The sequence below is a fragment of the Agromyces sp. Y182 genome, from assembly GCF_059445385.1.
The window spans coordinates 1,015,003-1,040,997 of record NZ_JCAIUF010000002.1 but is presented as its reverse complement, the minus strand read 5'-3'; the positions used below and the strand labels follow the sequence as shown (position 1 = coordinate 1,040,997).

Below are 25,995 nucleotides of genomic sequence, written 5' to 3'. Positions count from 1 at the left end.
TGAGTACACTGCCTCCATGGCCGCAATGGAGCGAAGTATTTCCCGCGGTGTCGTGACCCGCTACGCGATCGGTTCCATCGGCACCGGTGGCTTCGCGACGCTGCCCGGGCTCGTGCTCGTGTACTACCTGACCGACACGCTCGGCGTGACCGCGCTCATCGCCGGTCTCGTCGTCACCGCCGCGAAGGTGTGGGACGTCGTGATCGACCCGTGGATCGGCGAACGCAGCGACCGTGCGCTCGCCCGCACAGGTACCCGGCGCACTTGGATGGTGGTCGGCGCTCTCGCTCTTCCCATCGGGTTCGTCGCGACCTTCGCGGTTCCGGCGGGGCTCGCGCCCGCGGCATCCGGCATCTGGGTCTTCGTCGCCTTCCTCGCGACGGCCACGGCGTTCAGCCTCTTCCAGGTGCCCTACATCGCGCTGCCCGCCGAGCTCACCGCCGACTACGACGCACGCACGCGGCTGCTGACGTGGCGAGTCGTCGTGTTGACGATCGCGATCCTGCTCTTCGGCGCGGGCGGACCCGAACTCCGGGCCGCGTTCGCTGACGAGCACACCGGCTACCTCGTGATGGCCCTCGTCGCCGGTCTCGTGATCGGGGCGGGCATGTTCGTCGCGACATCGACGGCGGCCAAGGGCATCGCTTCCACGGATGCCCCGCCGGGGCGCGACCTCCGCGCCGGCTACGCCGAGGGCCTCGCCGCACTGCGTCGAAGTGCGGCGTTCCGCACCCTGCTCGCCGCGTTCGTACTTCAAGGGCTCGCGACGGGACTCATGCTCGCAGGAGCCCAGTTCGTGGCGACCTGGGTGCTCCGCGACGAGCGCGCCGTGACGCTGCTCTTCGTCGCACTCATCGCGCCCGCCGTGTTGTGCGCCCCGCTCTGGCAGGCGATCGCGGCGCGCGTCGGCAAAGAGCGCGGGTTCGCGTTCGCGAGCACGCTCTTCGGCATTGCGGCGCTGAGCCTCGTCGGCATGATCTGGGCACCGGGCGCTTGGGTGTACCTCCCGGTCGCGCTCGCGGGTGCCGGCTATGCGGGCATGCAGTCGTTGCCGATGGCCATGCTGCCTGACGTCATCTCGCACGATGCCCGTCTGCACGGCGTCGGGCGCGCCGGCAGCTTCGGAGGCGTCTGGACCGCCGGGGAGACGGCAGGCATGGCGCTCGGCGCGACGGTGCTCACGATCGTGCTCGCGATCACGGGGTACGTCGAGTCGACCGGTTCGCAGGTGGTCACGCAGTCGCCGGCGGCCGTCGTCGGCATCGCGATCAGCTTCAGCGTGATCCCCGCACTGCTCGTCGGGGCGAGCCTCGTCGCGCTTCGTCGATATCCGCTCAGACGCGGCGACATCCAGGCGGATGCCGCAGCGGCGAACGAAACGGTGGTGGCATGATGCTCGGCTTCCGACGCGAGGCATCCGATATCCTCGTCGAACTCGAAGCGCTGCGCGCCGCCGATGCGCCGACTCACGGGGGCCGCGTGCTCTCGTACGTCTACGACTCGGGATTGCCGGAGCTCGACGAGCTCGCGGCCCGCGCCGCTCGTCTCGTGCAACCCGTCAACGGCCTCGACCCGACGACGTTCACCTCGGTCGCCGTGATGGAGTCGGGTCTCGTCGGCTTCGCCCGGCGAGTGCTGGGCGGGGCGGGTGACGACGACATCGTCGGTTCGGTCACCTCGGGCGGCACCGAGAGCTGCCTGCTCGCGGTGAAGTCCGCCCGTGACGTGTGGCGAGAAGCCCGCGCGGGCTCCCCGCGGGTGCCGCGCATCGTGGCGCCGGTCACCGTGCACGCGGCCTTCCACAAGGCCGCTGAGTACTTCGGCCTCGAGCTCGACCTGGTGCCCGTCGACCCCGACACGGGTGCGGTCTCCGTGGCCGCGCTCGAGGAACGCCTGGGCGACGACGTCGCGCTCGTCGTGGTGAGCGCGCCCTCCTATCCGTTCGCCGGTCTCGATCCGGTCGTCGACGTTGCGGCGATCACGGCACGGCGAGGCATCGCCCTGCACGTCGATGCGTGCATCGGCGGGTTCGCGCTCGCCTTCTGGCCGAAGTCGCTGCCCGAGTGGGACCTGCGGGTGCCGGGAGTCACGAGTCTCTCGGCCGACCTGCACAAGTACGGTTACGCCCCGAAGGGCGTCTCGGTGCTGCTCACGCGGGGTCGCGACCGCCAGCGCCACCAGTACTTCGCGACCACGGCCTGGCCCGGGTACCCCGTCGTCAACCCGACGCTCACGGGCTCGAAACCTGCCGGACCGCTCGCAGCGGCGTGGGCGATCACCGAGGCGCTCGGCGAAGACGGCTTCACCTCGCTCATCGCGCGCACCGCGCGCGCGACCGATGCGCTCCGCGCAGTCGTCGACGGCATCGAAGGCTTGCGGGTGGTCGGCGCGCCGACCGGGCCGCTCTTCGCCGTCGCCACCGACGAGAGCGTGCCGGCGCCGCGCCGGGTCGATCCGCATCACTGGGCGGATGCCGCGCGTGCCGAGGGCTGGCACCTGCAGCTGCAGCCCGGTCTCACTCAGGCCGACGGCATTCGCCTGCCGCATACGACGCACCTCACGGTGACGCCGGTGACCGAGGCGGTGCTTCCCGAACTCTCTGCCGCTCTCGTCGCCGCAGCAGACGCCGTGCGCGGCGAGCCGCCCGTTGACGGCAACGCGCTCGTGGCACATCTCGCGCCGACGCTGCCAGGCGGTGCTGCGTCGCTCGCAGCGGCATCCGCGGGGCTCGATTCCGACGGCGCGGCACGGCTGCTCCGTGCGTTCGGGCTGCTCGGCGGAGAAAATGCGACTGGTGCGCTGCCCGATCGTCTTGCCCCCGTGCTCGCGCTCGTCGAGGCGTTGCCCGGCCCGCTCACCGAACGGTTGCTCGTCGAACTGCTTGCACGCGTGGTGGAGCCGCCGAGCGACGCGGCCGCTACGCCGGAGGGCTGACGGCGGCACCGCTCCGGAGCGGTGCACGCGGTCCCTGAAGCACGTTCAGCTCGTGCGGACCCTGCCGGCGGCGTCGACCGTGATGATCACCGTCTCGGTCTTGCGGTTGAGAGCGCGATAGATCACGTAGATCAGCCAGAGGCCGCCGGTGAGCAGCACGAGGATCAGGTTCCAGAACCAGCCGATGCGCTTGTTCCGCGACATCACGGCCTGGCCGGCGGCCAACGACTGCACCTGCCAACCGCGTTGCGCATACCGCGCGATTTCGGCGTTGAGCACCTGGGCACGTGAATCGTCTGTCGTGTTCGCATTGCTCATCTTCGAACTGTACCCAGCCCCGCACCGGCACGCCACTGGCGGACATCATCGTGCGCACCTCACTGCAACGCGCAGCGCTCGCCGTAGTAGGCGTAGAGCTCGGCCTTCAGGGTGTCGCCCGACGAACGGTCCAGTCGCCCCGCGTGTCCATCGCTCGCGCGGATCTCGATCGGCAGGATCGTGCCGCGCTTGTCGTCGGCGATGGCATGCGCGTCGCATCGAGCCGGACGCACCGGCAACGAGATCGTGAAGGGTTCGCCGCCGGTCGTCACTTCGGCGCCGACGGGCCAGTCGACGCCGGCCTCGGCGTTCAGCAGGGTCGTGCCGTACACGCGGTCGATGACGAACGATCCGGCGCCGCCGTCGTCTTGAGCCTGAACGGATGCCGCGGGCGCGACGAGCACGTCGATGAACGCGCGCCGCTCGGTGCCGCTGCCCGTCGAACGGAGATGCTCGGGCATCTCGATCGCCGCGACGAGGTCGACGGACTCGGCGAGGCAGTCGGCGCCGTTCACCCTGGTGAGCGTGCCGAAGGGGTCGTCGGCGGTGAGCCCGCCCGATGAACGGCCCGATTCCGTCGAGACGTCGAGCTGTACGTCGACGACCGGCTCCGCATCGGTCGTCGCCCCGGCGTCGACCTCGCAGTCGCTCGTGGTGAGATCCATGCGAACCTGCAGCGCGTCGCCTGCGGCCACGGTGAACGGCTCGTCGCGCACCATTCCGGGCGCGAGCGTCGGCGAGGTGACCTCGAGGTGCTCGACCGTGACGGGCGCGTCGCCATCGTTCGCCACGCGAACGACGAGCTGGTGCGCCTCGATGTCGAGGCGGCCTTGCTGGATGCTGACCGAGAGCCCGTCGGGCAGGGGCGACGGCGACTCCGGCTGCGGGGTGCACCCCGAGAGTCCGACCGTGACCGAGCCGACGGTCGCGATGGCGAGGAGGATCGCGGGCCGGAGGTTCAGGCGGGCGCGCGGCATCCAGTCACCGGACCGTGACGTCGAGTCGGCGGCCGCCGAGCGAGCGGGGGAGGGCGGCGAGCTGCGCGGCGACCTGTTCGATCGCGCGCGCGGCTGGGTCGTCGGGCTCGGCGAGCACTACCGGCAGCCCGTCGTCGCCGCCGCGCCGCAGCGCCACGCTGAGCGGCACGCTCGCGAGGAGCGGCACCGGGGCGGGCTGGCCCGCCGAGAGGCGTTCGGCGACGATCGCGCCGCCACCGGCGCCGAAGAGGTCGAACACCTCGCCGTCGGGCTGCGCGAAGCCGGCCATGTTCTCGACGACGCCGACGATCTTCTGACCGGTCTGACGCGCGACGACGCCCGAACGCTCGGCGACGTCGGCCGCGGCGGGCTGCGGCGTGGTGACGACGATGACCTCGGCGTTCGGCAGAAGCTGCCCGAGCGAGATCGCCACATCGCCGGTGCCGGGCGGCAGATCGACGAGCAGCACGTCGAGATCGCCGAAGTACACGTCGGTGAGGAACTGGGAGAGGGTTCGGTGCAGCATCGGTCCCCGCCAGGCGACGGCGACGGATGACGCCCGCCCGCCCTCTTCGGAGGGTTCGACGAACATGCCGATCGAGATGACCTTCACGCCGTGCGCGACGGGCGGCAGGATCATCTCGTCGACACGGGTCGGCCGGGCCGCGAGCCCCGACTCGTCGACGAGCCCCAGCAGCCCGGGAATCGAGAAGCCGTGCACGTCGGCGTCGACGAGGCCGACCGAGAGCCCGCGCGCCGCGAGGGCGACGGCGAGGTTCGCGGTGATCGTGGACTTGCCGACGCCGCCCTTGCCGCTCGTGACCGCGATCACGCGGGTGAGGCTGCCGGGGCCGAAGGGATTGCCGCGGGCGGCACGCCCGCCGCGGAGGCGCTCGGTGAGGGCGGCGCGCTGCTCGGGTGTCATCACCGAGAGCACGACGTCGGCATTGCCGGCGCCGGCGACCGTCTCGGCCGCCTGCCGCACGTCGCGTTCGATGCGGTCGGATGCGGGGCATCCGACGATCGTCAGTCTGATGCCGACCTCGACGCGCCCATCGTCGCCGACGACGACCCGATCGACCATGTCGAGCTCGGTGACGGGCTTGCGGATCTCGGGGTCGATCACGCCCGTGAGCGCGGCGCGCACCGCGGCCTCGACCGTCGCCGCGTCGGGCGATCCGGGGACCCGGGGCGCTCCGGCATCAGCGTGCTGCATGCTCCGCGTCCTCCTCGTCGCGCCGGTCGAGCTCCTCGAGGATCGCACGGAGCTCGGCGCGGATGAACTCCTTCGACGCGAGGTCTTTCACGGCCAGACGGAGCGCGACGACCTCTCGGGCGAGGTACTCGGTGTCGGCGAGGTTGCGCTCAGCACGCTGCCGGTCTTGCTCGATCTGCACGCGGTCGCGATCGTCTTGACGGTTCTGCGCGAGCAGGATGAGCGGCGCGGCATACGAAGCCTGCAGCGAGAGCACGAGCGTGAGGGCCGTGAAGCCGATCGCGATGGAGTCGAAGCGCAGGTCTTCGGGGGCGAAGGTGTTCCACACCATCCAGCCGATCGCGAACACCGACAGCCCGAGCAGGAACCCCGGGGTTCCCATGCCGCGGGCGACGAGTTCGGTGAAGCGACCGAACCGGTCGCTGTCGCCCGAACCACGGAAGGATGGGGAACGGCGGATGCCCTTCGGGGTGTCGAATCGCCGCTCGTCAGCGTCAGCGCGTGCCATCTCCTGCCCTCCTTCCGTGTGGGATGGGGATACTCCCCGTCGTCAGCTGGGCTCGCGCTGCTGCGCGGCGCCCTACCTCGGCTTCTTCGGGATGGCTTCGCCAGTCATCGGGCAGGAGGTAGTCGAGCACGTCGTCGATCGTCACCACCCCGACGAGCCGATGCTTCTCATCGACAACCGGCACCGAGACGAGGTCGTAACTCGCGAGGATGCGACTGACCTCGGCGGCTGAGGTGTCGGCGCGAACGGGCTCGAGACCTTGGTCGATCAGGGTGCCGAGGCGTTCGTGGGGCGGGTAGCGGAGCATCCGCTGGAAGTGCACGAGCCCGAGGAATCGCCCCGTCGGCGCCTCGTACGGCGGCAGGGTGACGCAGACCGCTGCGCCGAGCGCGGGCGGCAGGTCGTGACGGCGGATGAGCGCGAGCCCCTCGGCGACGGTGGCATCGGCCGAGACGATGATCGGCTCGGTCGTCATGAGACCGCCCGCGGTGTCGGGCCCGTAAGAGAGGAGGAAGCGCACGTCTTCGGCCTCTTCGGGCTCCATGAGCTCGAGGAGGTGCTCCCCGCGCTCTTCGGGGAGCTGCGCGATGAGGTCGGCCGCGTCGTCGGGCTGCATGTGGTCGAGCACGTCGGCGGCCCGATCGTCGCCGAGGCCCGCGAGGATCACGACCTGGTCGGACTCGGGCATCTCTTCGAGCACGTCGGCGAGCCGGTCGTCGGAGAGCTCTTCGGCGACCTCTTGACGTCGTAGCGCAGGCAGATCGAGCAGGGTGTTCGCGAGGTCGGCCGGCTTCAGTTCGGAGTAGCTCGCGATGAGGTGCTCGGCCGACTGCGCCTCACCCGGAGGGTTGATCTCGCGCACCTCGCGCCACGTGACGTACGCCGACTGCCCCTTCGAGAACGGCGAAGCCCCCTTCGGACGGCGCACGAAGAGCTGGTCGACCTCCCACTCACCGGGTTCCTGCTCCTCGATGGCGACATCCTCGACCGTCGCCTCGCCCGAGCCGTCGACGAAGGCGACCTTGCGGCCGAGCATCTCGGCGATGACGCGCACCTCGCCGCCGCGCTGCTCGAAGCGACGCAGATTGATGAGCCCGGTCGTGATGATCTGGCCGCCGCCGATTGAGGTGACCCGCCCGATCGAGACGAAGACGCGGCGTTTGCCGGGAATCTCGACGATGAGGCCGACGACCCGCGGAGGGTCGTTCTTGCGGTACACGACGAGGACGTCGCGCACCTTGCCGACCCGATCGCCGGCGGGGTCGAAGACGGCACACCCGGCGAGTCGGGCGACGAAGACTCTCGTGGCGCTCACACCTACCAACTTAGTGCCGGATGCCGCGTGCGGTCCGTTTCCCGGCCTGTGGCGCAGGTGGCCGTGGGAGAATGACCGGGTGAGTAATCAATCGCCGTTCGGCGGACGTGTGGGCCGAGCATTCCCGACCCTGCCCAAGGGGGAGACGGTCGCGAGCTTCGAGACCTACGCCGAGGCGCAGGCTGCCGTCGATGCGCTCTCCAAGGCGGAGTTCCCCGTGAAGGAGCTTGCGATCGTCGGCACCGACCTGACGAGCGTCGAACGCATCACCGGCAAGCTCTCCTGGGGGCGGGCCGCAGGCGCCGGCGCGTTGTCGGGGGCGTGGTTCGGCACGTTCCTCGGTCTGCTGTTCTTCATCTTCGCGCCGACCGGCGCCTCGGTCGGCATCCTCATCTCGGCGGTGCTCATCGGCGCCGGGTTCGGCATGATCTTCAGCGTCGTCTCCTATTCGCTGAATCGGCGTCGACGCGATTTCACGTCGGTCATGCAGGTGCTCGCGAGCCGGTATGCGATCATCGCCGAGACGGCCCATGTCGAGCGTGCCCGCAGTGTGCTCGGCGTCGACGCGCCGGCACCCGAGCGATCGGCGTCGCAGCCGCAGCCACCCACGTCGCAGCCGAAGAGCTACGGCGAGGCGACGGATGCCGCGCGGCGGGCCGAAGCCGATGCGGCTCGTGCCGCGCAGGCGCCCGCCCGACCGCGCTACGGGGAGCTGGCGCCGACGGCGGAGAGCGGCGATGAGGCATCCGCTGCGCCCGAGGCTGACACCGACGCTGCCGCATCGGAACCGCCCGCTTCGGAGCGCTGAGCCGCCGCGCGACTCTGCTGCGCCCGGCAGCTCTTTCCCAGACTCGCGATATATCGTGACCGCATGGTGACGCAGGCAGAGCTCGACCGCGAGATCGCCGAGGGCGAGCGGAGCGACCGACCGATCAGGCGGATGCTCCGGGGCATCCGTCGCGGCATCGAACGCCGACCCGCATTGCGCCGGGCGTATCGCGTGATCGTCGGCGTGTTCGGCGGGTTGATCGCCCTCCTCGGGCTTGCGCTCGTGCCGCTGCCCGGGCCGGGCTGGCTCGTCGTCTTCCTGGGTCTTGCGATCCTCGGTACCGAGTTCGCGTGGGCGAAGCGCCTCGCGGCGTTCACGAAGCGCCAGCTCGCCGCTTCTGGGCGTGGTGGCAGGCACGTCGCGCCGCTCGCACGACGGCCTGAACGAGCGTGCAAGTCTCCGCCCGGCCACGGGTGAGATGTGCACGTTCGATGCTCGGTGCGCGGGCGGCGTTCTCGCGTACGACTGCGGTGCGCAGTCGTACGCGTTACTCAGACGAGCGTGCCGCGCACCCAAGCTTCGACCTCGTCGGCCGTGCGGGGGATCGCCGATGAGAGGTTCTCGGCGCCGCCCACTGTGACGAGGATGTCGTCTTCGATGCGCACGCCGATGCCGCGGAACTCCGCGGGCACGGTGAGGTCATCGGGTTGGAAGTAGAGACCCGGCTCGATCGTGAACACCATGCCGGGCTCGAGCACGCCGTCCAGGTACATGTTGCGCCGTGCCTGCGCGCAATCGTGCACGTCGAGACCGAGGTGGTGGCTCGTGCCGTGCACCATGTACCGGCGGTGGAACTGATTCTCGGGCTCGAGCGACTCTTCAGCCGACACCGGCAAGAACCCCCATTCGGCGGTCTTCCGGGCGATGACCTGCATCGCGGCGGCGTGCACCTCGCGGAAGATCCCGCCCGGCTTCACGACCGCGAACGCCGCGTCAGCAGCCTCGCGCACCGCTTCGTAGACCTGACGCTGCACCGTCGAGAAGGTGCCGTTCACGGGGAAGGTGCGGGTGATGTCGGCGGTGTAGTAGCTGTCCATCTCGACGCCGGCGTCGAGCAGCACGAGGTCACCGGGCACCACCGGGCCGTCGTTGCGGGTCCAGTGCAGCACCGTCGCGTGCGGGCCGGCCGCGGCGATCGAGCCATAGCCGACGTCATTGCCGTCGAGTCGGGCGCGGGTGGCGAACACGCCTTCGATGACGCGCTCGCCGCGCACCTCGGCGGTGATGCGGGGCAGCTCTTCGAGCACCTCGGTGAAGCCGCGCTGCGTCGCATCGATCGCGGCGCGCATCTCGGCGATCTCGAACTCGTCTTTCACGAGCCGCAGCTCTGAGAGCACCTGAGCGAGCTCGCCATCTGGCTCGTGTTTGCCGCCCACCTCGAGCGAGAACGGGGCGTCGGACGCGTTCGTCGACAGCGCCTGCTCGGCGGCGAACCGGATGCGGGCATGGTCGACGCGCTCGGTGACGGATGCGTCGGCCTCGCGCAGCACGAGCGTCGCCGTGTCGACGGCGTCGATCACCCGGTCGAACTCCTCGAGGCCGCGCGTCGCGATCGCCAGGTCGGCGGCGACGTGCGCGAGCGACGGACGCGCGCCGATCCAGAACTCGCCGATCGCGGGGTTCGCATAGAACTCCTCGGAGTCGCGGCCCGCGCGCTCACGGAAGTAGACGGTCGCCTCGTGTCCGTCGGTCGTCGGCTCGAAGACGAGCACCGCGCCGGGCTCCGAGTCGGAACCCCAACCCGTGAGGTGAGCGAACGCCGAGTGCGCCCGGAACGGGTAGTCGGTGTCGTTCGCCCGCTGCTTCATGTCACCTGCGGGAACGATCAGGCGCTGTCCGGTGAATGCCGTCGAGACCTTCGCGCGGCGAACTGCGGCGAAGGCGGCCTGCTCACGGGCAGTGGGCAGCGTCTCATCACGCTCGGCCCAGCCGCTGCCGATGAAGTTCTTGAAGCCCTCGGAACCGGGCGTCGTCGAGCGGTTCGCATCGCGGCCGCCCTTTTCGCTCTCGGTCGCGGCCGGAGCCGTCGTCTCGGTCGTGGACGTGTCGCTGGTGTTGGCCATGACGACCATTCTCCCACTTCGCGAACTCGGTTCCCTGAGCATGTCGACGGGCTCAGCGAGCGAGGAGCTCAGTCGGCGGCGACGAGCGTCGCGACGACCGGCCGGTGATCGCTGCCCGCGTCGTCGTACCCGTCGAGCACCTCGAACGCCTCGACTCTCCAGTTCGGGGTCGCCATCACGTGGTCGATCGGGCTGCCGAAGAACGGCGGTACAGCGGTGGGCCAGGTGCCGATGCCCGCGGCACCGGCCTCGACCGCGGCATCCGAGCACCGGCCCATGTCGCCGCCGTCGATACCGTGACCGGCGAAGTGATCGACTGTGGCGTTGAAGTCGCCCGCCATGATGACATTCTCGCCGGCGCACTGCTCGGCGAGCCAGTCGAGGTCGCTGCGCCAGTTGCGCAGTTCCCATCGGATCGGTGCGACGGCGTGAACGGCGACGATGCGGGGTCCGTCGCCGCTCACCGGGTCGGCGACGACGCTCGGCAGGGTGTTCGTGTTGCCGGGCGGGCCGGGAACATCGGCCGAGACGACGTCGTAGTCGCCGAGGTCGGGGCTGATCAGGATGGTCGTCGAGCGCGCCTTCGCGACGTCGTCGTACGCGAGCGTGTGCACCCACATCGGGCTGCCGCCCTCGCGCATCTCGATCGCCACCTCTTCGCCGAGCGGGTCGGTCGTCTCGGGCAGCACGACGATATCGGCGCCGCGCTCGATCGCGAGATCGGCGATCGTCGACGCCTCGAGCACCTCGCCGAGCGTGTTCCACGAAAGCACCGTCACCGTGTCGGGGCCGGACTCGGTGCTCGAACCGCCGAAGCCGCGCGAGGTCAGCACTGCGACGTTGCCCGCGGCGAAGAGCGCGAACACCGCGGCCATGGCGAATGCGAAGACGCGCAACGGCCGTGCGAGCGCGAGCAACAGGAACACGACCAGTGCGACGACGCCACCAGCGGCAGCCGTGCCGCGAAGTGCGACGACGTGTGTCGCCACCCACTGGTTCTGCAGACCGAAGCCCTGCGGCCAGAGGAGGATGAGCGCCACGACGGCGGTGCCGAGCACGATGGCCCAGCCGAGGATGCGGGGGAGCATTCCATCCACCCTAGGCGAGCGCGCATGCTCGGCGCCGGGCAACGCGCTGCCGATCGGCTGGGAGTCCCCGGTGAGACCGGTCACCGACGGGCCACGGATAGCATGGCAGGATGCCAGAACCCACCGTCGTCGTCGCGGGCGAAGCCGACCTGCACACGCACTCGACGGTCTCCGACGGCACCGAAGCCCCCGCCGAGCTCATGCGGCAGGCGGCTCGCGCCGGCCTCTGGGGCATCGCACTGACCGACCACGATTCGTCCAGCGGCTGGGCAGAAGCGGCGGCCGCCGTGCCCGAGACGGGCGTCGCGCTCATCCCCGGCATGGAGCTCTCGACCCGCGAGGGCTACACGAGCGTGCACATGCTCGCCTACCTCATCGATCCGTTCGACGAGGCGCTGCTCGCCGAGACAGCTCGCATCCGGGAGTCGCGCATGACGCGCGCCGAAGCGATCGTACGCAGCATCGGGCGTGACTACGCCCTCACCTGGGACGACGTGCTCGCCCAGACCGCCGCAGGCACGACGATCGGCCGCCCGCACATCGCCGACGCACTCGTGGCCCGAGGTCACGTCGCCACCCGCTCCGCGGCGTTCGACGGCATCCTGCATCCGCGCGCGGGCTACGCCCAGCCGCACTACGCACCCGATCCGCTGACTGGGGTGCGCCTCATCCGCGCCGCCGGCGGCGTGCCCGTGCTCGCACACCCCGGCACGCGCGGCGCTGAGCGGGTGATCCCGCCCGCGCGGCTCGAGCAGCTCGTCGAGGCCGGTCTCTTCGGGCTCGAGATCGACCACCCCGAGAATCGCGACGACGCGAAGCCCCGGCTGCGCGAACTCGCCGCGCGGTTCGGGCTCCGGGTGACGGGCTCCAGCGACTATCACGGCACCGGCAAGCCCAACCGGCTCGGCGAGTGCCGTACGGCCCCCGACGTCGTCGAGGCGATCATCGCCGAGGCTCGCGGTTCGGCCCCCGTGCTGCCGTAGCGCAGTGCCGTGACCACCACCGCGGCCGATCACCTCTGTCGGGCCAGGTCCGCCCGGCGCGTGTGGCGAAAGCGTGGTGCGCCTCAGAGCACGAAGAGCGGATGCCTCGTGGCATCCGCTCTTCGGGTCGTCTTGAATTCGAGTCGGGCCCGGTGACGCGGCCGAAGACAGGTTGCTGCGCGATCAGGCCTGCGGAGCAGTGCCACCCGTGCGAGGCGCGCGACGACGGCGACGACGCTGCGGAGCCGCGTTGCCGTCGTGGTGCTCGTGACCCTTGCCGTCGTGCGTGCCCGTGCCGGGCTCCTTGACGGCGACTTCGGCCGAGGATGCCTCGGGCGCTGCGGCTGCGGACTCGGTCGGCGCCGCGGTTTCGCCGGCGGGCTTACCGCCGCGGGTGCGACTGCGGGTGCGGTTCCGGGGTGCGCGCTCCGCTGCGGCATCCGACCGCTCTGAGCGGCCTTCTGCGCGCCCCTCAGAACGGCTTTCAGAACGACCCTCGCTGCGACCGGCCGTCGCAGAGCGGGTCGGTGCGGCAACCGCGGAGGCGGGCTTCAATCGACCCTTGGTGCCGGCCGGGATGTCGAGGTCGTGGAACAGGTGCGGGCTCGACGAGTACGTCTCGGTGGGCTCGGGCTGGCCGAACTCGAGGGCGCGGTTGATGAGCGCCCACTTGTGCAGGTCGTCCCAGTCGACGAAGGTCACGGCGATGCCGGTCTTGCCCGCGCGGCCGGTGCGGCCCACGCGGTGCAGGTACGCCTTGTCGTCGTCGGGGATGGTGTGGTTGATGACGTGCGTCACGTCATCGACGTCGATGCCTCGAGCCGCGACATCCGTGGCGATGAGTACGTCTTTCTTGCCGGCCTTGAACGCGGCCATCGCACGCTCGCGCTGGTCTTGGTTCAGGTCGCCGTGCACGGCAGCGGCGTTGAAGCCGCGGTCGTTCAACTCTTCGACGAGCTTGGCTGCTGCGCGCTTCGTGCGTGTGAAGATGATCGTCTTGCCGCGGCCCTCGGACTGGAGGATGCGGGCGATCACCTCGTCTTTGTCGAGCGAGTGCGCCCGGTAGACGAGGTGCTTGATGTTCGCCTGGGTGAGGCCCTCATCGGGATCGGTCGCCCGGATGTGGATCGGGCGGGTCATGAACCGGCGCGCGAGCGCGACGATCGGGCCGGGCATCGTGGCCGAGAACAACATCGTGTGCCGGGTCGGCGGCGTCTGGGCGACGAGCTTCTCGATGTCGGCGAGGAAGCCGAGGTCGAGCATCTTGTCGGCCTCGTCGAGCACGAGTTCGCTGACGTTCTTGAGCGAGAGCAGGCGCTGCGAGGCGAGGTCGAGCAGACGCCCGGGGGTGCCCACGACGATCTGCGCGCCGGCTTTGAGCTGTTCGATCTGACCTTCGTACGCCTTGCCGCCGTAGATCGACACGATCTTCGTCGGGCGGTTGGATGTCGCGAGCTCGAGGTCTTCGGTGACCTGCACGCACAGCTCGCGAGTCGGCACGACGACGAGCGCTTGAACGCCGCCCTCGGGGTCGTCGCCGAGGCGCTGGATGATCGGCAGGCCGAACCCGAAGGTCTTTCCCGTGCCGGTCTTGGCCTGGCCGATGATGTCTTGACCGGCGAGGGCGAGAGGGATGGTCTGTTCCTGGATGGGGAAGGCATCGATGATGCCCTTCCCGGCGAGGGCGTCGACGATATCGGACGCGACGCCGAGGTCGGTGAAAGTGGTCAAAAGTCTGCCTGTTCGTGTTGCTCGAGGTGGCGGTCGGAGATGCGCCCTGTTCTCAACCCCAGGCGCACGGCTGCGGATCCATCGCCCGCATGCACCTTCTACCCTATCCGAGACTGTCTGAGTGCCTCGGATGGGTTGTGAGCGCGGGCTGTCTGCGTGGTCTTCTGGATCCGAGACTGTCTGAGTGCCTCGGATAGGCTGTCTGCGTGGTCCTCTGGTCGAAGCGGCGCATCCCGCGCCCCGAACTGCCGCGGCTGCGCCCGCGGGTCGCGCCGACCGATCTCGCACGAGTCGATTTCACCGAACTCGTGCCCGAGCCCGTGCCGTTCCTCGGCCAGGCCGCATACATTCAGCTCGAGTTCTTCGAGTCTCTCGCGAGGTCGGTGGCCACGGCGCCGACCTTGCCGTCGAAAGAGGGACTCAGTCGCGCGGCGGGCATCGCGTTGCGCAAGCATCACGCGCTCATCGCCGAGATCCGTCGACTCGACGTGGAGCCCGACGACGTGATGGCGCCGTTCGCGCCCGCGGCCGACCGGTTCCGCCAGGCGAGCGCAGGGGCCGACTGGTACGAGCTGCTGCTCGGCATCCACGTCACCTCGGGAATGCTCGACGACTACTTCTCGCGACTGGCCGAGGGGCTTCCGGCAGACCTCGCTTCGCGAGCGCGCGCGATCCTCGCCGAGGAGGTTTCGGGTGCAGTGCTGCACGAAGAGCTTCGCGCAGCGATCGAGGCCGAACCCGGGTTGGCCGACCGCCTGGCGCTCTGGGGTCGGAGCCTCGTCGGCGACACCCTGCTGATCGCCCGCTCCGCGCTTCGCGCAACGGACTCGGCGGCTCGCGGTTCCGACGTCGAACCGGTCTTCACCGAACTGATCGCTGCGCATACGCGTCGCATGGACGCGCTCGGTCTGACGGCCTGAGCTCGACTGCGCGTCAGGCGCGCACGACGCCCGGGCGGGAGAGGCGCTCGAAGAGCGCGGCATCCGCTCGCTCACGTCGCGGGGAGATGAGGTACAGGAACGCTGCAGGCACGAGGGCGGCCGCGACGAGCGAGACGACCCAGATCCAGCCGCCGTCCCACGCCCAGCCCAGCCAAGTCAGGGCCACCCACACGACCGCAGCGACCGCCGCTCCGATCGCGGGGCCCACTGCGACGCCGCGGAGGTGCCGCAGCGGGAGCACGAACTGTGCAGCCAGACCGAGGATGGCACCGCCCACGACGACGAAGATGAGTTCCATGTCAGGCGACGAACCCGACGCGACGCGACTCCTCGGAACCGATCTCGACATATGCGAGTGCGGCTGCGGGCACGACGTAGAGCGTGCCCTTGTCGTCGGTCAGCTTCAACAGCGCCGACTGACCCGCGAGAGCGGCGGCGACCGCCTGCTCGACCTCGGCCGATGATTGCGAGGTCTCGAAACCGAGTTCACGGGGGGAGTTCTGAATACCGATGCGAACGTCCACTGTGCGCCTTTCTCCTGTTGCTCAAACACTACGACACCGGCTGGCCGGGCCCGTGCCCGTTCACTGTCGGCGGAACCCGTTACCGTTGCCCACATGCAGGCCACCGCGACATCCGCAGCACCACTCCCGAGCATCGTCGATGGCGAGCACGCAGCGGTGTTCGGGGCTCCCGGCAGCGGCAAGACGACGTTCGCGATCGAGCTCGTCGCCGACCGTGTCGAGCGGCTCGGGTACGCCACCGACGAGGTGCTCGTGATCTCGGCGACACGTGTCGCCGCGACCTCGCTGCGCGATCGGCTCGCGGTGCGCCTCGGCATCACGACGAGAGGTCCGCTCGCCCGCACGGCGAACTCCATCGCGTTCCAGCTGGTGCGTGCGTTCACCGGTACATCCGTCACGCTCCTCACGGGCGGCGAGCACGACCAGATCATCGGGGAGCTCATCGACGGCGGCATCCGCGACGGCTTCGGGCCCGAGTGGCCCGACCCGCTGACCCCAGAGGTGCGAGTGCTCCGGGGATTCCGTTCCGAGTTGCGCGACGTGCTCATGCGGGCGGTCGAACACGGTGTCGACGCCGCGGCACTCGCAACGCTCGGCGAGCGTGCCGGCCGGCCCGAGTGGGTCGCCGCCGCTGGCTTCCTCGACGAGTACGACGAGGTGAAGGCGCAGCTGCGGCCGACCCAGTACGACTCCTCAGAGCTCGGTGCGTTCGCGGCGGCGATCGTGAGGCGCAGCATGACGGATGCCTCCGCTGCCGCGGCCCTTGGGGCGCTCGAGCGGGTACGCCTCGTCGTGGTCGACGACGCGCAGGAGGCGACCGAGACGACCGCAGCGCTGCTCGGCGCGTTCGCGGCCCGCGGCGTCGGCGTGGTGGCGCTCGGAGACCCTGACGTGGCATCCAACGGATTCCGCGGCGGGCGGGCCGAGCTGCTCGGCTCACTCGGCTCGGTGCTCGGCGGCGAGTCCGTGCGCCGCGTCGAGTTGCCCGTCGTGCACCGGGGCCGACCCGAGCTGCGTGCGATCGTCCAGTCGGTGAGCCAGCACATCGGAACGGCCCTCGGCGGCACGCATCGCACGGCCGAGCGTCACGCGGCGATCGAGCCCGACCCGCTCGCCGCGGTGCTCGGCATCGAGGTGCCGTCGCACGCTGCCGAGTGCCAGGCCGTTGCGGCCGTGTTGCGAGAGCGTCATCTGCTCGACGGCGTGCCGTGGTCGTCGATGGCAGTGGTGCTGCGCTCCGGCGGCGATGTGCCGGCGTTCGAGCGCGGGCTCGCGCTCGCGGATGTTCCCACCGCCGGCAGCGCCGTGCGAACGGCCCTCCGCGACGCGCCAGCGGCTGCCGCGTTGCTTGCCGCGACGTCTCTGGTGCTCGACCGCGAACCGCTCACGCCCGAACTCGCGGTCACCGTGCTCACGGGGCCGCTCGGCCGGCTCGACAGCGTCGGCCTCCGCCGGCTCCGGCTCGCACTGCGGCATGAAGAGCTCGCGGTCGACGGCTCCCGCACGGCCGACGAACTCCTCGTCGAGGCACTCGAGGCACCCGGCGGCTTCGAGACGATCGACGCGGCCCCGGCACGACGGGCGGCACGCCTGGCCAAGCTCCTCTCGACCGCTCGCGGCGTCGCGCAGCGCGGCGGCACGATCGAAGAGGTGCTGTGGTCGCTCTGGGAGGGCAGCGGCCTGCCCACCGAGTGGGGCGCCCAGGCGGCCGGCACGGGCGTGCTGGCAGAAGAGGCCAACCGTTCGCTCGACGCGGCCGTCGCCCTGTTCGCCGCCGCCCAGCGCTTCGTGGAACGCGAGCCGGATGCTCCGGCCGTGCGCTTCGTCGATGAGGTGCTCGCGAGCGAACTGCCCGAAGACTCGCTCGCGCCGCAACGCTCGGCGGAGACCGTGCTCGTGACCACTCCGCCGGCCGTCATCGGCCGGGAGTTCGACGTCGTCGTCATCGCGGGGCTGCAAGACGGAGTGTGGCCGAACCTGCGCCCTCGGGGCACGCTCCTCCATGCGGCGCTCGTGCCGCGGGTGGTCGCTGCTGCGCGCGCCGGCGCTCCGCTCCCGACACCCGAGACGGTCGCCGAGGCGCGCGCCTCGGTGCGCGGCGACGAACTGCGGTTGTTCGTGCTCGCCGCTTCGCGAGCGAACCGGCAACTCGTGCTGAGCTGCACCGCCAACGACGATGAGCAGCCGTCGATGCTCATGGGGTACGCGACCGAACGCATCAAGGCCGCCCGGCGGCGCCCCCTGCACTTGCGCGGACTCGTCGGCGCGCTGCGCGAAGAGGCGACGAGCGCAGTGCCGGGCGCGGCAACGGGCGAGGTGTCGGCGGCGCTCGCGCTCCTCGCCGAGCAGGGGGTACCCGGCGCGCACCCCGACGAGTGGTACGGACTCGCCGAGCCCTCGACGACGGCGCCACTCGTCGATCTCGACGGCGATCCCGAGGCGCTCGTCGCCGTCTCGCCGTCGCAGATCGACCGCGCTGAAGAGTCGCCGCTCGGCTGGTTCATCGACCATGTCGCCTCCCCGCCATCGGGGCTCGCCGCCTCGATCGGCACGATCGTGCATGCCGTCGTCGAAGAGGCGGGTGCCCGTGACGACGGCGACACGAGCGTCGAGACGCTCTGGGCGGCCGTCGAGGAGCGCTGGCGCGAGTTGCGGTTCGAGGCCGGCTGGGTGGCCGAGCGCGAACGTCGCGGCGCGCGACGCATGGCCGAAGGAGCATCCGATTACCTCGGCAACTTCACCGACGACGGCAAGGTGCTGCTGGGCGCCGAGGGCCGATTCACGCTCATCGTCGATCGCGTGCGCATTTCGGGCACCATCGACCGGGTCGAGGCGTCACCCGACGGCACCACGGTGATCGTCGACCTGAAGACCGGCCGCACGCCGCCCTCGGCGGCGGAGACCGCAGCCCACCCGCAGCTCGCCGCGTACCAGCTGGCCGCTCGGGCCGGGGAGCTGCCCGGCGCCGGCACTCACGGCGGTGCGAAACTCGTCTACCTCGCGAAGCCGACCCGCGGCATGGCCTTCACCGAACGAGCGCAGCAACCGTTCGACGACGATGCAGAGGCGGAGTTCCGAGACCGGCTCGGGGCCGTAGCGCGCACGATGGCGGGCAGCGAGTTCGAGGGACCGGCCGAACTGGGCTACCGCTCGCGCTTCGGCGGCTGGCAGTACCGGGTGCACCTCGTGCCGGCGGTCTCGGCGTGATCGACGCCGCCGATATCGCCGCACGTCTCGGCCTGCACGCGTCCACCGCCGAGCAGCGCGCGGTCATCGAAGCCGATCCGCAGGGGCAGAGCATCGTTGTTGCCGGCGCGGGCAGCGGCAAGACCGAGACGATGGCGAACCGCGTGGTCTGGCTCCTCGCCAATTCCCACGTCGCCGTACCCGAGGTGCTCGGCCTCACTTTTACACGCAAGGCGGCAGGGGAGCTCGCCGAGCGCATCCGGGAGCGCATCGCGCAACTCGTCTCGCTGGGCATTGCAGAGGTGTCTCTCGATCCGCTCGAGTCCGCCTCGGTGGGCACGTACAACGCCTTCGCGAGCGCCATCTACCGCGAGCACGCCATGCTCATCGGTCGAGAACCCGACGCCGCCGTGCTCGGCGAGGCATCCGCGTGGCAGCTCGCGCGCTCGGTGGTCGCGGCGTCGGCCGACCCGCGACTCGTCGAACTCGACGCCTCGCTCGACAAAGTCACGGCGGCGGTGCTCGCACTCAGCCGGGCGCTCGCCGAGAACGTCGTCGACAGCCGCGATGTTCGCGCAATGACCCGCGATTTCCTCGCAATGCAGGGGCTGCCCATCGAGGCTCCGCGCAAGCGCACCGACTTCACCTCGTTCGTCGACGCGCTCGGCGTCGTCGGCGCACTGCCGCCGCTGCTCGAACTCGCCGACGCGTACTCGGCGGCGAAGCAGCAGAAGGGCTTCGTCGAATTCTCCGACCAGGTGGCGCTCGCCCTCGCGATCTGCGAGGGGCACCCAGAGGTGGTCGCCGAGCATCGCGAGCGGTACCGCACCGTGCTCCTCGACGAGTACCAAGACACGAGTGTCGTTCAGACCCGGCTGCTCGCCACGCTGTTCGGCGGGCACGCCGTGATGGCGGTGGGCGACCCCGACCAGTCGATCTACGGATGGCGCGGGGCGAGCGCCGCGAACCTCGCACGCTTCGGGCCCGACTTCGCGGTCGCCGGTGACGCCGCCGTGTACGACCTCTCCACGAGCTGGCGCAATCCGCGGGTCGTGCTCGACGCGGCGAACACGCTCATCCAGCCGCTCGATGCCGGCATCCCGAAGGCGCCGCTGGGTGCGTCGCCGTTCGCACAGCCGGGGCGACTGGATGCCGCGTGGGCGGAGACCATCGAGCACGAGGCCGAACTCGTGGCGACGTGGTTCCACGAGCGACTCGGGCGCGGCCCGAACGGCGGCCCGCGTGAGGGAGCTCGGAGTGGGGCGCTGCTCTGTCGCACCTTCGCCAACGTCGGCGTCTTCACGGCGGCGCTGCGGGCGAAAGGGGTTCCGGTGCACGTGCTCGGCATGGCGGGCCTCCTCGACCAGCCCGTGATCGCCGACCTCGTCTGCGTGCTCCGGGTGCTCAACGACCCGACGGCGGGCTCAGAGCTCGTGCGAGTACTCGGTGGTGCCCGCTGGCGCATCGGATCCGCCGATCTCGCTGCGCTGCACGGGCTTGCGAAGTGGCTCGCCGACCGCGACCTCGCCACCCGACGGCTCGGCGACGAGGTGCGAGCGGGGCTTCGCGCCTCAATCGCGCCCGACGAGTCGCCGTCGATCGTCGACGCTCTCGACTTCCTGCTCGTGGCACCCGACTCGCACTCCGCGCTCGCCCCGTTCAGCGACGTGGGGCTTGCGCGCATGCGTCGGGCCGGTGCGCAGCTCCAGTCGCTGAGACGGCGCGCAGGGCTCGGCCTCATCGACTTCGTCAGCCTCGTGCAGCAGGAAATGCTGCTCGACATCGAGGTCGCGGCCAATGCCGCGCAGCCCCTCGGTGCACCGAGCCTCGAGGCGTTCGACGAACTGCTCGCCGGATTCGCGGAGGTCTCGGAGCACCCCACACTCGGCGCGTTCCTGGGCTGGCTCACCGAAGCCGAGCAGCGCGACCGGCTCGCGCCCCGGCAAGACGAACCCGAGCCGGGCGCCGTGCAGGTGCTCTCGATCCACGGATCGAAGGGCCTCGAGTGGGACGTCGTGGCGATACCGCGCATGGTCGACGACGAGTTGCCGTCCAAGCCTCGATCTTCGAAAGGATGGCTCGCCTTCGGCGAGTTGCCCAACGAGTTCAAGGGCGACGCCGATGAGCTGCCCGAGCTGGCGTGGCGAGGCTCGCAGAGCCAGGCGGACTTCGACCGTGCGGTCACCGCGTTCGCAGCAGAGAATCGCGAGCGTCATGCCGAAGAGGAGCGGCGCCTCGCCTACGTCGCGCTCACTCGCACGCGCAGCGACCTCCTCGTGTCGGGCTCGTGGTGGGCGGGCCAGAAGGCGCCGCGAAAGCCCAGCCCCTTCCTTCGCGAACTCGTGACCGCCGGCGTGCTCGAGGCGAGCGTGTTTCCCGTGGCACCCGAGTCCGATGAGAATCCGCGGTCAGGCTCGACCGAGCGCGTGCGCTGGCCGCTCGACCCGCTGGGTACTCGTCGGCACGCCGTCACCGCGGCGGCGACCGCGGTGCGCGCCGCGGCCGAACGCCCGAGCGGCGAGGGCATCGGCCCGGTTCTGGCCGATCGCATCCGGATGCTCCTCGAAGAGCGCCGCCTCCGCGCCGAGGGACTCGCGAACGCCGAGGTGCCCGTGCGCGTGCCGGCATCCCGGTTCAAGGACTACGTCGACGACCCTGTTGCCGTCGCCGCGCAGCTGCGCAGGCCGATGCCGCAGCGCCCGTTCCGGGCCACCCGCATCGGCACCCTGTTCCACCAGTGGGTCGAGCAGCGGTCGACGGGCGAGTTCGAGACTGCGGCGATCGATGCGCTCGACGGTCTCGATGCCTTCGCCGAGCTCGACGCGACCCGTGACCGTGGCGTCACCGACGCCACACCCGAGCGGCTGCGCACACTGCAGACGACCTTCGAGGCGTCCGAGTGGGGCGGCCGCAAGCCGTCCGCCGTCGAGATCGAGCTGCATCTGCCGATCGGTGACAACGTCTTCGTCTGCAAGCTCGACGCGGTCTACGAGGTGGCGCCCTCGAGCGAACTCGGGCGTCGCGGCATCCGCTACCAGGTCGTCGACTGGAAGACGGGCAAGGCACCGCGTGACGCGCACGACCTCGAGCTGAAGCAGACGCAGCTCGCGCTCTACCGACTCGCGTACGCCAACTGGGCCGGCATCGAGCCCGGGCAGATCGACGCCGTGTTCTACTTCGTCGAAGACGACCGGGTCATCCGGCCCGATGCGATCTACGACGAAGCGGCGTTGCGACGCGCGTGGGCGTCGGTCGCGGCATCCGGAGCGGCTCCGACGTCGGTGGCGGCCTCGCCGTCTCGCTGAGGTGCCGCGCCACCTTCACTCTCGGGCGTTGCGTCACCCCAGTCCGAGAGATCGAGCGGAATCGGGGCGGTGGCGTCGAACGGTGCGGTATCGCGTTCGCCCGCCTCGCGACGTTCGAGTTCTGAGAAGTCGTAGCTGTCGGTCAGGAGGCTCGCCCCGCCTTCGCGCGGCAGAGTCTCCCGCGGCGTTTCGTCGAGGAGTCGCTCGACGTCGCCGACCGTGAGGATCGGACCGGTCTCGGGCGAGAGGGGCTCGCTCGAGCGATCGTGCACGCTCTCGACGAGCCCGTCGAGCAGCGCGACGGCGTCGGTGATGATGGCATCGTCGCGCACTTCGACACCGTGCAGCAGCCACCTCGCGAGCTCCAGCTCGCCGTAGAGCAGCGCGCGCTGCGGCAGGTGCGCGTCGGCGCCGCCATCGCGCGCGCCGAAGTAGCCGTCGAGGGCGCGCTCGGCTGCGGTCCCTCGCGAGGTGAGCAGCCAGTGCATATCGCGTGCCGGGTCGCCCTGGGCGAGCGCCGACCACCCGATGAGGCCGGTCACCGTCTCGCCGTCGACGAGCAGCGAGTCGGCGGCGAGTGCCCCGTTGATGACGGTAGGGCGGAAGCGCCAGAGCGAGGCGTCGTCGGTCGCTTCCTCCCAGCGTCGCAGCAGGGCGGCGGGCAGGTGGCCGGTGTCAGCGGCGCGATCGATGACGTCGACGACGGCGTCATGCGCTTCGTCGGCGGTCTGCCGCGGCAGGCCGGCGTCGGCGATGAACGCGCTCGGCAGGTTGTGCACCGCGGCGAGGGCGAGGCCGACCGAGGTGGCGATGCCGTCGTGCTCGGTGAGCTCGTCAGCAGTTCGAGCAGCTCCGGGCACGTAGCTCGTGACGACCGCACGGGTGCCGTCGATCGGTGCTTGGCCGACCACTTCGGGAACGCCGAACGGCATGAGCGAGCGGATGCCGTGGGTGAGCGCACGGAGCGCGACGAGATCGGCCGACTGCTCGGATTCGGCGGCTTGCGATCGTGGAATCCGCAGCACCAGCAGACGAGCGTCGGTGCTCCGGAGGAGTACGGCGTCGAACGCGCCGTGACTCTTCCGAGTGTGCGAACGAACCGCTCGCACCTCGAGACCGGGCACCGCCGCCGTGGCCAACGCGGCTAGAGTGAGTGGAGATCTGGCCATGGCACACAGCTTAAGCAGGCAATCGCGGCTGTGGGCGACCGCCACGCCTTCCGGCCGACTCCGACTCCGAACCGGGCATCGAGAGGTGGCATGTGACCGAACCGACATCGCCGGTGTTCGCGCGTTCGACGATCGACCGGGATGCCGCGTCGCGGGCCGATCCAGGGCTCGAGGCGTCGCTCGATGCCGACCCCGAGACCCGCGTCATCGCCGTGCACCGAGGCCGCGCCCTCATCGCCGAGCGGGTCGAAGGTTCGGCGCCGGCGCTGCAGCTGGCAGGCCCCACGGGCTTACCGTCGCCCCTGCTGCGCTGTTATCTCGGCCGCGAGGCAGGCGTCAGGTTCGAGCTGCGCGTCTTCGACGAAGATGCCGCGGGCATCATCGAACCCGAAGGTGCACGCTGGCAGGGCCTGCGTGACGCGGCGCCGGTGATCGGCGAACGGGATGCGAGCCTCTTCGTCGAGGCGCTGGCGCTCGCCAACTGGCATGAGCGGCACGTGCGGTGTCCCCGATGCGGGGCGGAGACCGAGAGCGTGCAGGCGGGCTGGTCCAGGCGCTGCATCGCCGAAGGCAGTCAGCACTTCCCGCGTACCGATCCGGCCGTGATCGTGCTCGTGACCGACGACGACGACCGGGTGCTGCTCGGCTCGAACGCGCTCTGGGCGCAGCACAGGTTCTCGCTGCTCGCGGGCTTCGTCGAGCCCGGCGAGACGCTCGAGGCCGCCGTCATCCGTGAGATCCAGGAGGAAGCCGGCATCGAGGTCGATCGGGTCGAGTACGTCGCATCTCAGCCGTGGCCGTTCCCCGCGAGCCTCATGCTCGGCTTCAGCGCGCGGGTGGCGCCGTCGGTCGCCCCGTCGTCGGCGGTGCCCGATGGCGAGGAGATCCTCGAGCTGCGCTGGTTCACGCGCGGCGAACTCGCTGCCGCACGTGCCGACATCGGCCTGCCGGGCGAGACCTCGATCGCACGATGGTTGCTCGAGCGCTGGTACGGCGGCCCCCTCGACCCCGAGGGGATCGGGCCCGCATGGTCGACATCGTGACCACGGCATCCGACCCGCTGCTCGATGCGCTCGACGACGAGCAGCGCGTCGCGGCCGAGGCCCTGCTCGGCCCGGTGTGCGTGCTCGCGGGCGCCGGCACGGGCAAGACGCGGGCGATCACGCACCGCATCGCCTACGGGGTGGCGTCGGGCGCCTACGACCCCGCGCGCGTGATGGCGCTCACCTTCACGTCGCGAGCTGCCGCCGAGCTGCGGGCGCGGCTTCGGGCGCTCGGTGCAGGCGGGGTGCAGGCGCGCACGTTCCACGCGGCCGCGCTGGCGCAGTTGAACCACTTCTGGCCCATCGTCGTCGGCGGGGGTGCGCCGCGGGTGCTCGAGTACAAGGGCCGATTGCTCGGCCAGGCCGCCGAACGCGCACGAGTCCGAGTCGACGCGGCGACGCTGCGCGATGTCGCGGCTGAGATCGAGTGGCGCAAGGTCGCCTGCGTCGGACCCGACGCGTACACGGCGCGGCTCGCCGCCCGTGGAGCTCCCGGCGATCTCACGTCGGAGCAGTTCCTCGCCGTCGTCGACGCCTATGAGTCGCTGAAAGACGAGCGGCGCATGCTCGACTTCGAAGACGTGCTGCTCGCGACGGCGGGCATGATCGAGTCCGAGGCATCCGTCGCCATGCATGTGCGCGAGAGCTATCGGCACTTCATCGTCGACGAGTATCAAGACGTCTCGCCTGCCCAGCAGCAGTTGCTCGACCTCTGGCTCGGAGGCCGCCGCGATCTGTGCGTCGTGGGCGACGCGAGCCAGACGATCTACTCGTTCGCCGGTGCGAGCGCCGACTACCTGCTCGACTTCGAGCGGCGGTTCGAGGGCGCGACGGTCGTGCGCCTCGAGCGCAATTACCGGTCGACGGCGGCGATCATCGACGTCGCGAACCGGCTCATGCGCGGTCGTGCCGGTGCCCTCCGGCTCGAGGCGGTCACCGGCGAAGCGGATGCGCCGGCCCCGGCCCTGGCGCCGGCGGCGACCGCCGAACCGACGATCGTCGAGTACGCCGACGACCTCGCCGAGGCGCGTGGCGTGGCGACTCGCATTCGGGCACGTATCGATGCGGCCATCCGGCCCGAGTCGATCGCGGTGCTCATGCGCGTGAACTCTCAGTCGGCGATCCTCGAGCGCGCGCTCGAGGAGGTCGGCGTCGGGTCGCGGGTGCGCGGCGCCGCGCGGTTCTTCGACCAGCCCGAGGTGCGCGAGGCGGTGCACGCATTGCGCGCGGCGGCACTCACGATCGCGGGCGAGCCGCTGTTCAAGTCCGTCAGCGATGTGTTGCGCGCGCTCGGCTGGACCGCACAGGCTCCCGACGGGCCCGGCGCGGTGCGCGCCCGCTGGGAGTCGCTGAACGCGATCGCCCGGCTCGTCGACGACGCGCCTGCGGGCACCACGTTCCGCACCTTCGCCGACGAGCTGCGCGCCCGCGCCGAGGCGCAGCACGAGCCGACGGTCGCCGCCGTGACGCTCGCGACCCTGCACTCAGCCAAGGGCCTGGAGTGGAACGAGGTGTACATCGTCGGCCTCACCGAAGGCATGCTCCCGATCGCATATGCGAAGGGGCTCGAGGCGATCGACGAGGAGCGGCGGTTGCTGTACGTCGGCATCACGCGGGCACGGCAGCGCCTCGAGCTGAGCTGGCCGCGGCAGGGCGGCGGATATCGAGGCGAACGGGAGCCGTCACGGTTCCTGCAGGAGCTCGGCACCCGCACTCGGGATGCGCCGGGTGGTGCGTCTGCTGCACGCGGGCGCCGGGCTGCGCGAGCCTGAGCGAGGCGTCGCGCAGTCGCTCGAGCCCGTGCGAGAGTCGATCATCGACGAGGGATGCGGCCAGTGCGGCGGCATCGTGCGCCGCCCGCGGCG

The 25,995-nt window shown here is 70.7% G+C and carries 21 protein-coding genes; 10 read left to right on the top strand and 11 right to left on the bottom strand.

Translation table 11 applies throughout. The features are described from left to right. The first annotated feature begins 16 nt into the window (after positions 1-16). Positions 17-1,393 (top strand): MFS transporter, encoded by a 1,377-nt coding sequence (locus tag AC1C2R_RS19350; protein ID WP_495380973.1) that lies wholly within the window; start codon positions 17-19, stop codon positions 1,391-1,393. Beyond that, positions 1,390-2,934: a pyridoxal phosphate-dependent decarboxylase family protein gene (locus AC1C2R_RS19345; RefSeq protein WP_495380972.1), complete on the top strand. Its 1,545-nt coding sequence runs from the start codon at positions 1,390-1,392 to the stop codon at positions 2,932-2,934. The genes AC1C2R_RS19350 and AC1C2R_RS19345 overlap by 4 nt, the downstream gene beginning before the upstream one ends. A gap of 45 nt (positions 2,935-2,979) precedes the next feature. Here AC1C2R_RS19345 and AC1C2R_RS19340 read toward each other — a convergent pair whose 3' ends face one another. From AC1C2R_RS19340 to AC1C2R_RS19320, 5 genes are read right to left on the bottom strand one after another with little or no spacing between them, the layout of a single operon-like run. Next, positions 2,980-3,252, bottom strand: coding sequence for a DUF8108 domain-containing protein (locus tag AC1C2R_RS19340; RefSeq protein WP_495353478.1), 273 nt, complete (start codon positions 3,250-3,252; stop codon positions 2,980-2,982). A gap of 59 nt (positions 3,253-3,311) precedes the next feature. Further along, a complete protein-coding gene (locus tag AC1C2R_RS19335; RefSeq protein ID WP_495380971.1) occupies positions 3,312-4,229 on the bottom strand; it encodes a hypothetical protein in 918 nt (305 codons plus the stop codon). Positions 4,230-4,233: 4 nt separating this feature from the next. Continuing rightward, positions 4,234-5,445, bottom strand: coding sequence for an Mrp/NBP35 family ATP-binding protein (locus AC1C2R_RS19330; RefSeq protein ID WP_495380970.1), 1,212 nt, complete (start codon positions 5,443-5,445; stop codon positions 4,234-4,236). Continuing rightward, entirely contained in the window at positions 5,432-5,953 is a 522-nt protein-coding gene (locus tag AC1C2R_RS19325; protein ID WP_495380969.1) for a DUF1003 domain-containing protein, read from the bottom strand. The genes AC1C2R_RS19330 and AC1C2R_RS19325 overlap by 14 nt, the downstream gene beginning before the upstream one ends. After that, a complete protein-coding gene (locus AC1C2R_RS19320; RefSeq protein ID WP_495353482.1) occupies positions 5,940-7,268 on the bottom strand; it encodes a magnesium transporter MgtE N-terminal domain-containing protein in 1,329 nt (442 codons plus the stop codon). The genes AC1C2R_RS19325 and AC1C2R_RS19320 overlap by 14 nt, the downstream gene beginning before the upstream one ends. 79 nt (positions 7,269-7,347) lie before the next feature. Here AC1C2R_RS19320 and AC1C2R_RS19315 point away from each other — a divergent pair, with 79 nt between their 5' ends. Beyond that, positions 7,348-8,076: a YflT domain-containing protein gene (locus tag AC1C2R_RS19315; RefSeq protein ID WP_495380968.1), complete on the top strand. Its 729-nt coding sequence runs from the start codon at positions 7,348-7,350 to the stop codon at positions 8,074-8,076. Positions 8,077-8,139: 63 nt separating this feature from the next. Then, complete coding sequence (locus AC1C2R_RS19310) at positions 8,140-8,514, top strand: PGPGW domain-containing protein (RefSeq protein ID WP_495380967.1); 375 nt, start codon at positions 8,140-8,142, stop codon at positions 8,512-8,514. A gap of 74 nt (positions 8,515-8,588) precedes the next feature. Here AC1C2R_RS19310 and AC1C2R_RS19305 read toward each other — a convergent pair whose 3' ends face one another. Together AC1C2R_RS19305 and AC1C2R_RS19300 are read right to left on the bottom strand one after the other, a co-directional pair. Further along, a complete protein-coding gene (locus AC1C2R_RS19305) occupies positions 8,589-10,160 on the bottom strand; it encodes an aminopeptidase P family protein (protein WP_495353485.1) in 1,572 nt (523 codons plus the stop codon). A gap of 68 nt (positions 10,161-10,228) precedes the next feature. After that, complete coding sequence (locus AC1C2R_RS19300) at positions 10,229-11,248, bottom strand: endonuclease/exonuclease/phosphatase family protein (RefSeq protein ID WP_495353486.1); 1,020 nt, start codon at positions 11,246-11,248, stop codon at positions 10,229-10,231. A 110-nt stretch (positions 11,249-11,358) separates the two neighbouring features. Here AC1C2R_RS19300 and AC1C2R_RS19295 point away from each other — a divergent pair, with 110 nt between their 5' ends. Further along, on the top strand, positions 11,359-12,231 hold the full coding sequence (locus AC1C2R_RS19295) for a PHP domain-containing protein (protein ID WP_495380966.1): 873 nt from the start codon (positions 11,359-11,361) through the stop codon (positions 12,229-12,231). 183 nt (positions 12,232-12,414) lie between these two features. On the opposite strand, the gene AC1C2R_RS19290 is transcribed toward AC1C2R_RS19295, so the two are convergent. Continuing rightward, positions 12,415-13,962 carry a DEAD/DEAH box helicase gene (locus AC1C2R_RS19290; protein WP_495380965.1) on the bottom strand — a complete coding sequence of 516 codons (1,548 nt, stop codon included), beginning with the start codon at positions 13,960-13,962 and terminating at the stop codon, positions 12,415-12,417. A 206-nt stretch (positions 13,963-14,168) separates the two neighbouring features. On the opposite strand from AC1C2R_RS19290, the gene AC1C2R_RS19285 reads away from it, so the two are divergent. Beyond that, entirely contained in the window at positions 14,169-14,882 is a 714-nt protein-coding gene (locus AC1C2R_RS19285; protein WP_495353489.1) for a ferritin-like fold-containing protein, read from the top strand. A gap of 13 nt (positions 14,883-14,895) precedes the next feature. Here AC1C2R_RS19285 and AC1C2R_RS19280 read toward each other — a convergent pair whose 3' ends face one another. Together AC1C2R_RS19280 and AC1C2R_RS19275 are read right to left on the bottom strand one after the other, a co-directional pair. Then, positions 14,896-15,201, bottom strand: coding sequence for a hypothetical protein (locus tag AC1C2R_RS19280; protein ID WP_495353490.1), 306 nt, complete (start codon positions 15,199-15,201; stop codon positions 14,896-14,898). A gap of 1 nt (position 15,202) precedes the next feature. Further along, positions 15,203-15,427 carry a DUF3107 domain-containing protein gene (locus tag AC1C2R_RS19275; RefSeq protein WP_495353491.1) on the bottom strand — a complete coding sequence of 75 codons (225 nt, stop codon included), beginning with the start codon at positions 15,425-15,427 and terminating at the stop codon, positions 15,203-15,205. A 93-nt stretch (positions 15,428-15,520) separates the two neighbouring features. Here AC1C2R_RS19275 and AC1C2R_RS19270 point away from each other — a divergent pair, with 93 nt between their 5' ends. Together AC1C2R_RS19270 and AC1C2R_RS19265 are read left to right on the top strand one after the other, a co-directional pair. Further along, complete coding sequence (locus tag AC1C2R_RS19270; protein WP_495380964.1) at positions 15,521-18,634, top strand: PD-(D/E)XK nuclease family protein; 3,114 nt, start codon at positions 15,521-15,523, stop codon at positions 18,632-18,634. Beyond that, positions 18,631-21,918: an ATP-dependent helicase gene (locus tag AC1C2R_RS19265; RefSeq protein WP_495380963.1), complete on the top strand. Its 3,288-nt coding sequence runs from the start codon at positions 18,631-18,633 to the stop codon at positions 21,916-21,918. The genes AC1C2R_RS19270 and AC1C2R_RS19265 overlap by 4 nt, the downstream gene beginning before the upstream one ends. Here AC1C2R_RS19265 and AC1C2R_RS19260 read toward each other — a convergent pair. Beyond that, a complete protein-coding gene (locus tag AC1C2R_RS19260) occupies positions 21,828-23,087 on the bottom strand; it encodes a phosphotransferase (RefSeq protein WP_495380962.1) in 1,260 nt (419 codons plus the stop codon). The genes AC1C2R_RS19265 and AC1C2R_RS19260 overlap by 91 nt on opposite strands. Positions 23,088-23,179: 92 nt before the next feature. Between AC1C2R_RS19260 and nudC the strand changes: the two genes are divergently transcribed. Both nudC and AC1C2R_RS19250 read left to right on the top strand, forming a co-directional pair. After that, on the top strand, positions 23,180-24,130 hold the full coding sequence (gene nudC, locus AC1C2R_RS19255; protein WP_495380961.1) for an NAD(+) diphosphatase: 951 nt from the start codon (positions 23,180-23,182) through the stop codon (positions 24,128-24,130). Next, positions 24,115-25,902 (top strand): ATP-dependent helicase, encoded by a 1,788-nt coding sequence (locus AC1C2R_RS19250; RefSeq protein WP_495380960.1) that lies wholly within the window; start codon positions 24,115-24,117, stop codon positions 25,900-25,902. The genes nudC and AC1C2R_RS19250 overlap by 16 nt, the downstream gene beginning before the upstream one ends. Positions 25,903-25,995: the final 93 nt, after the last annotated feature.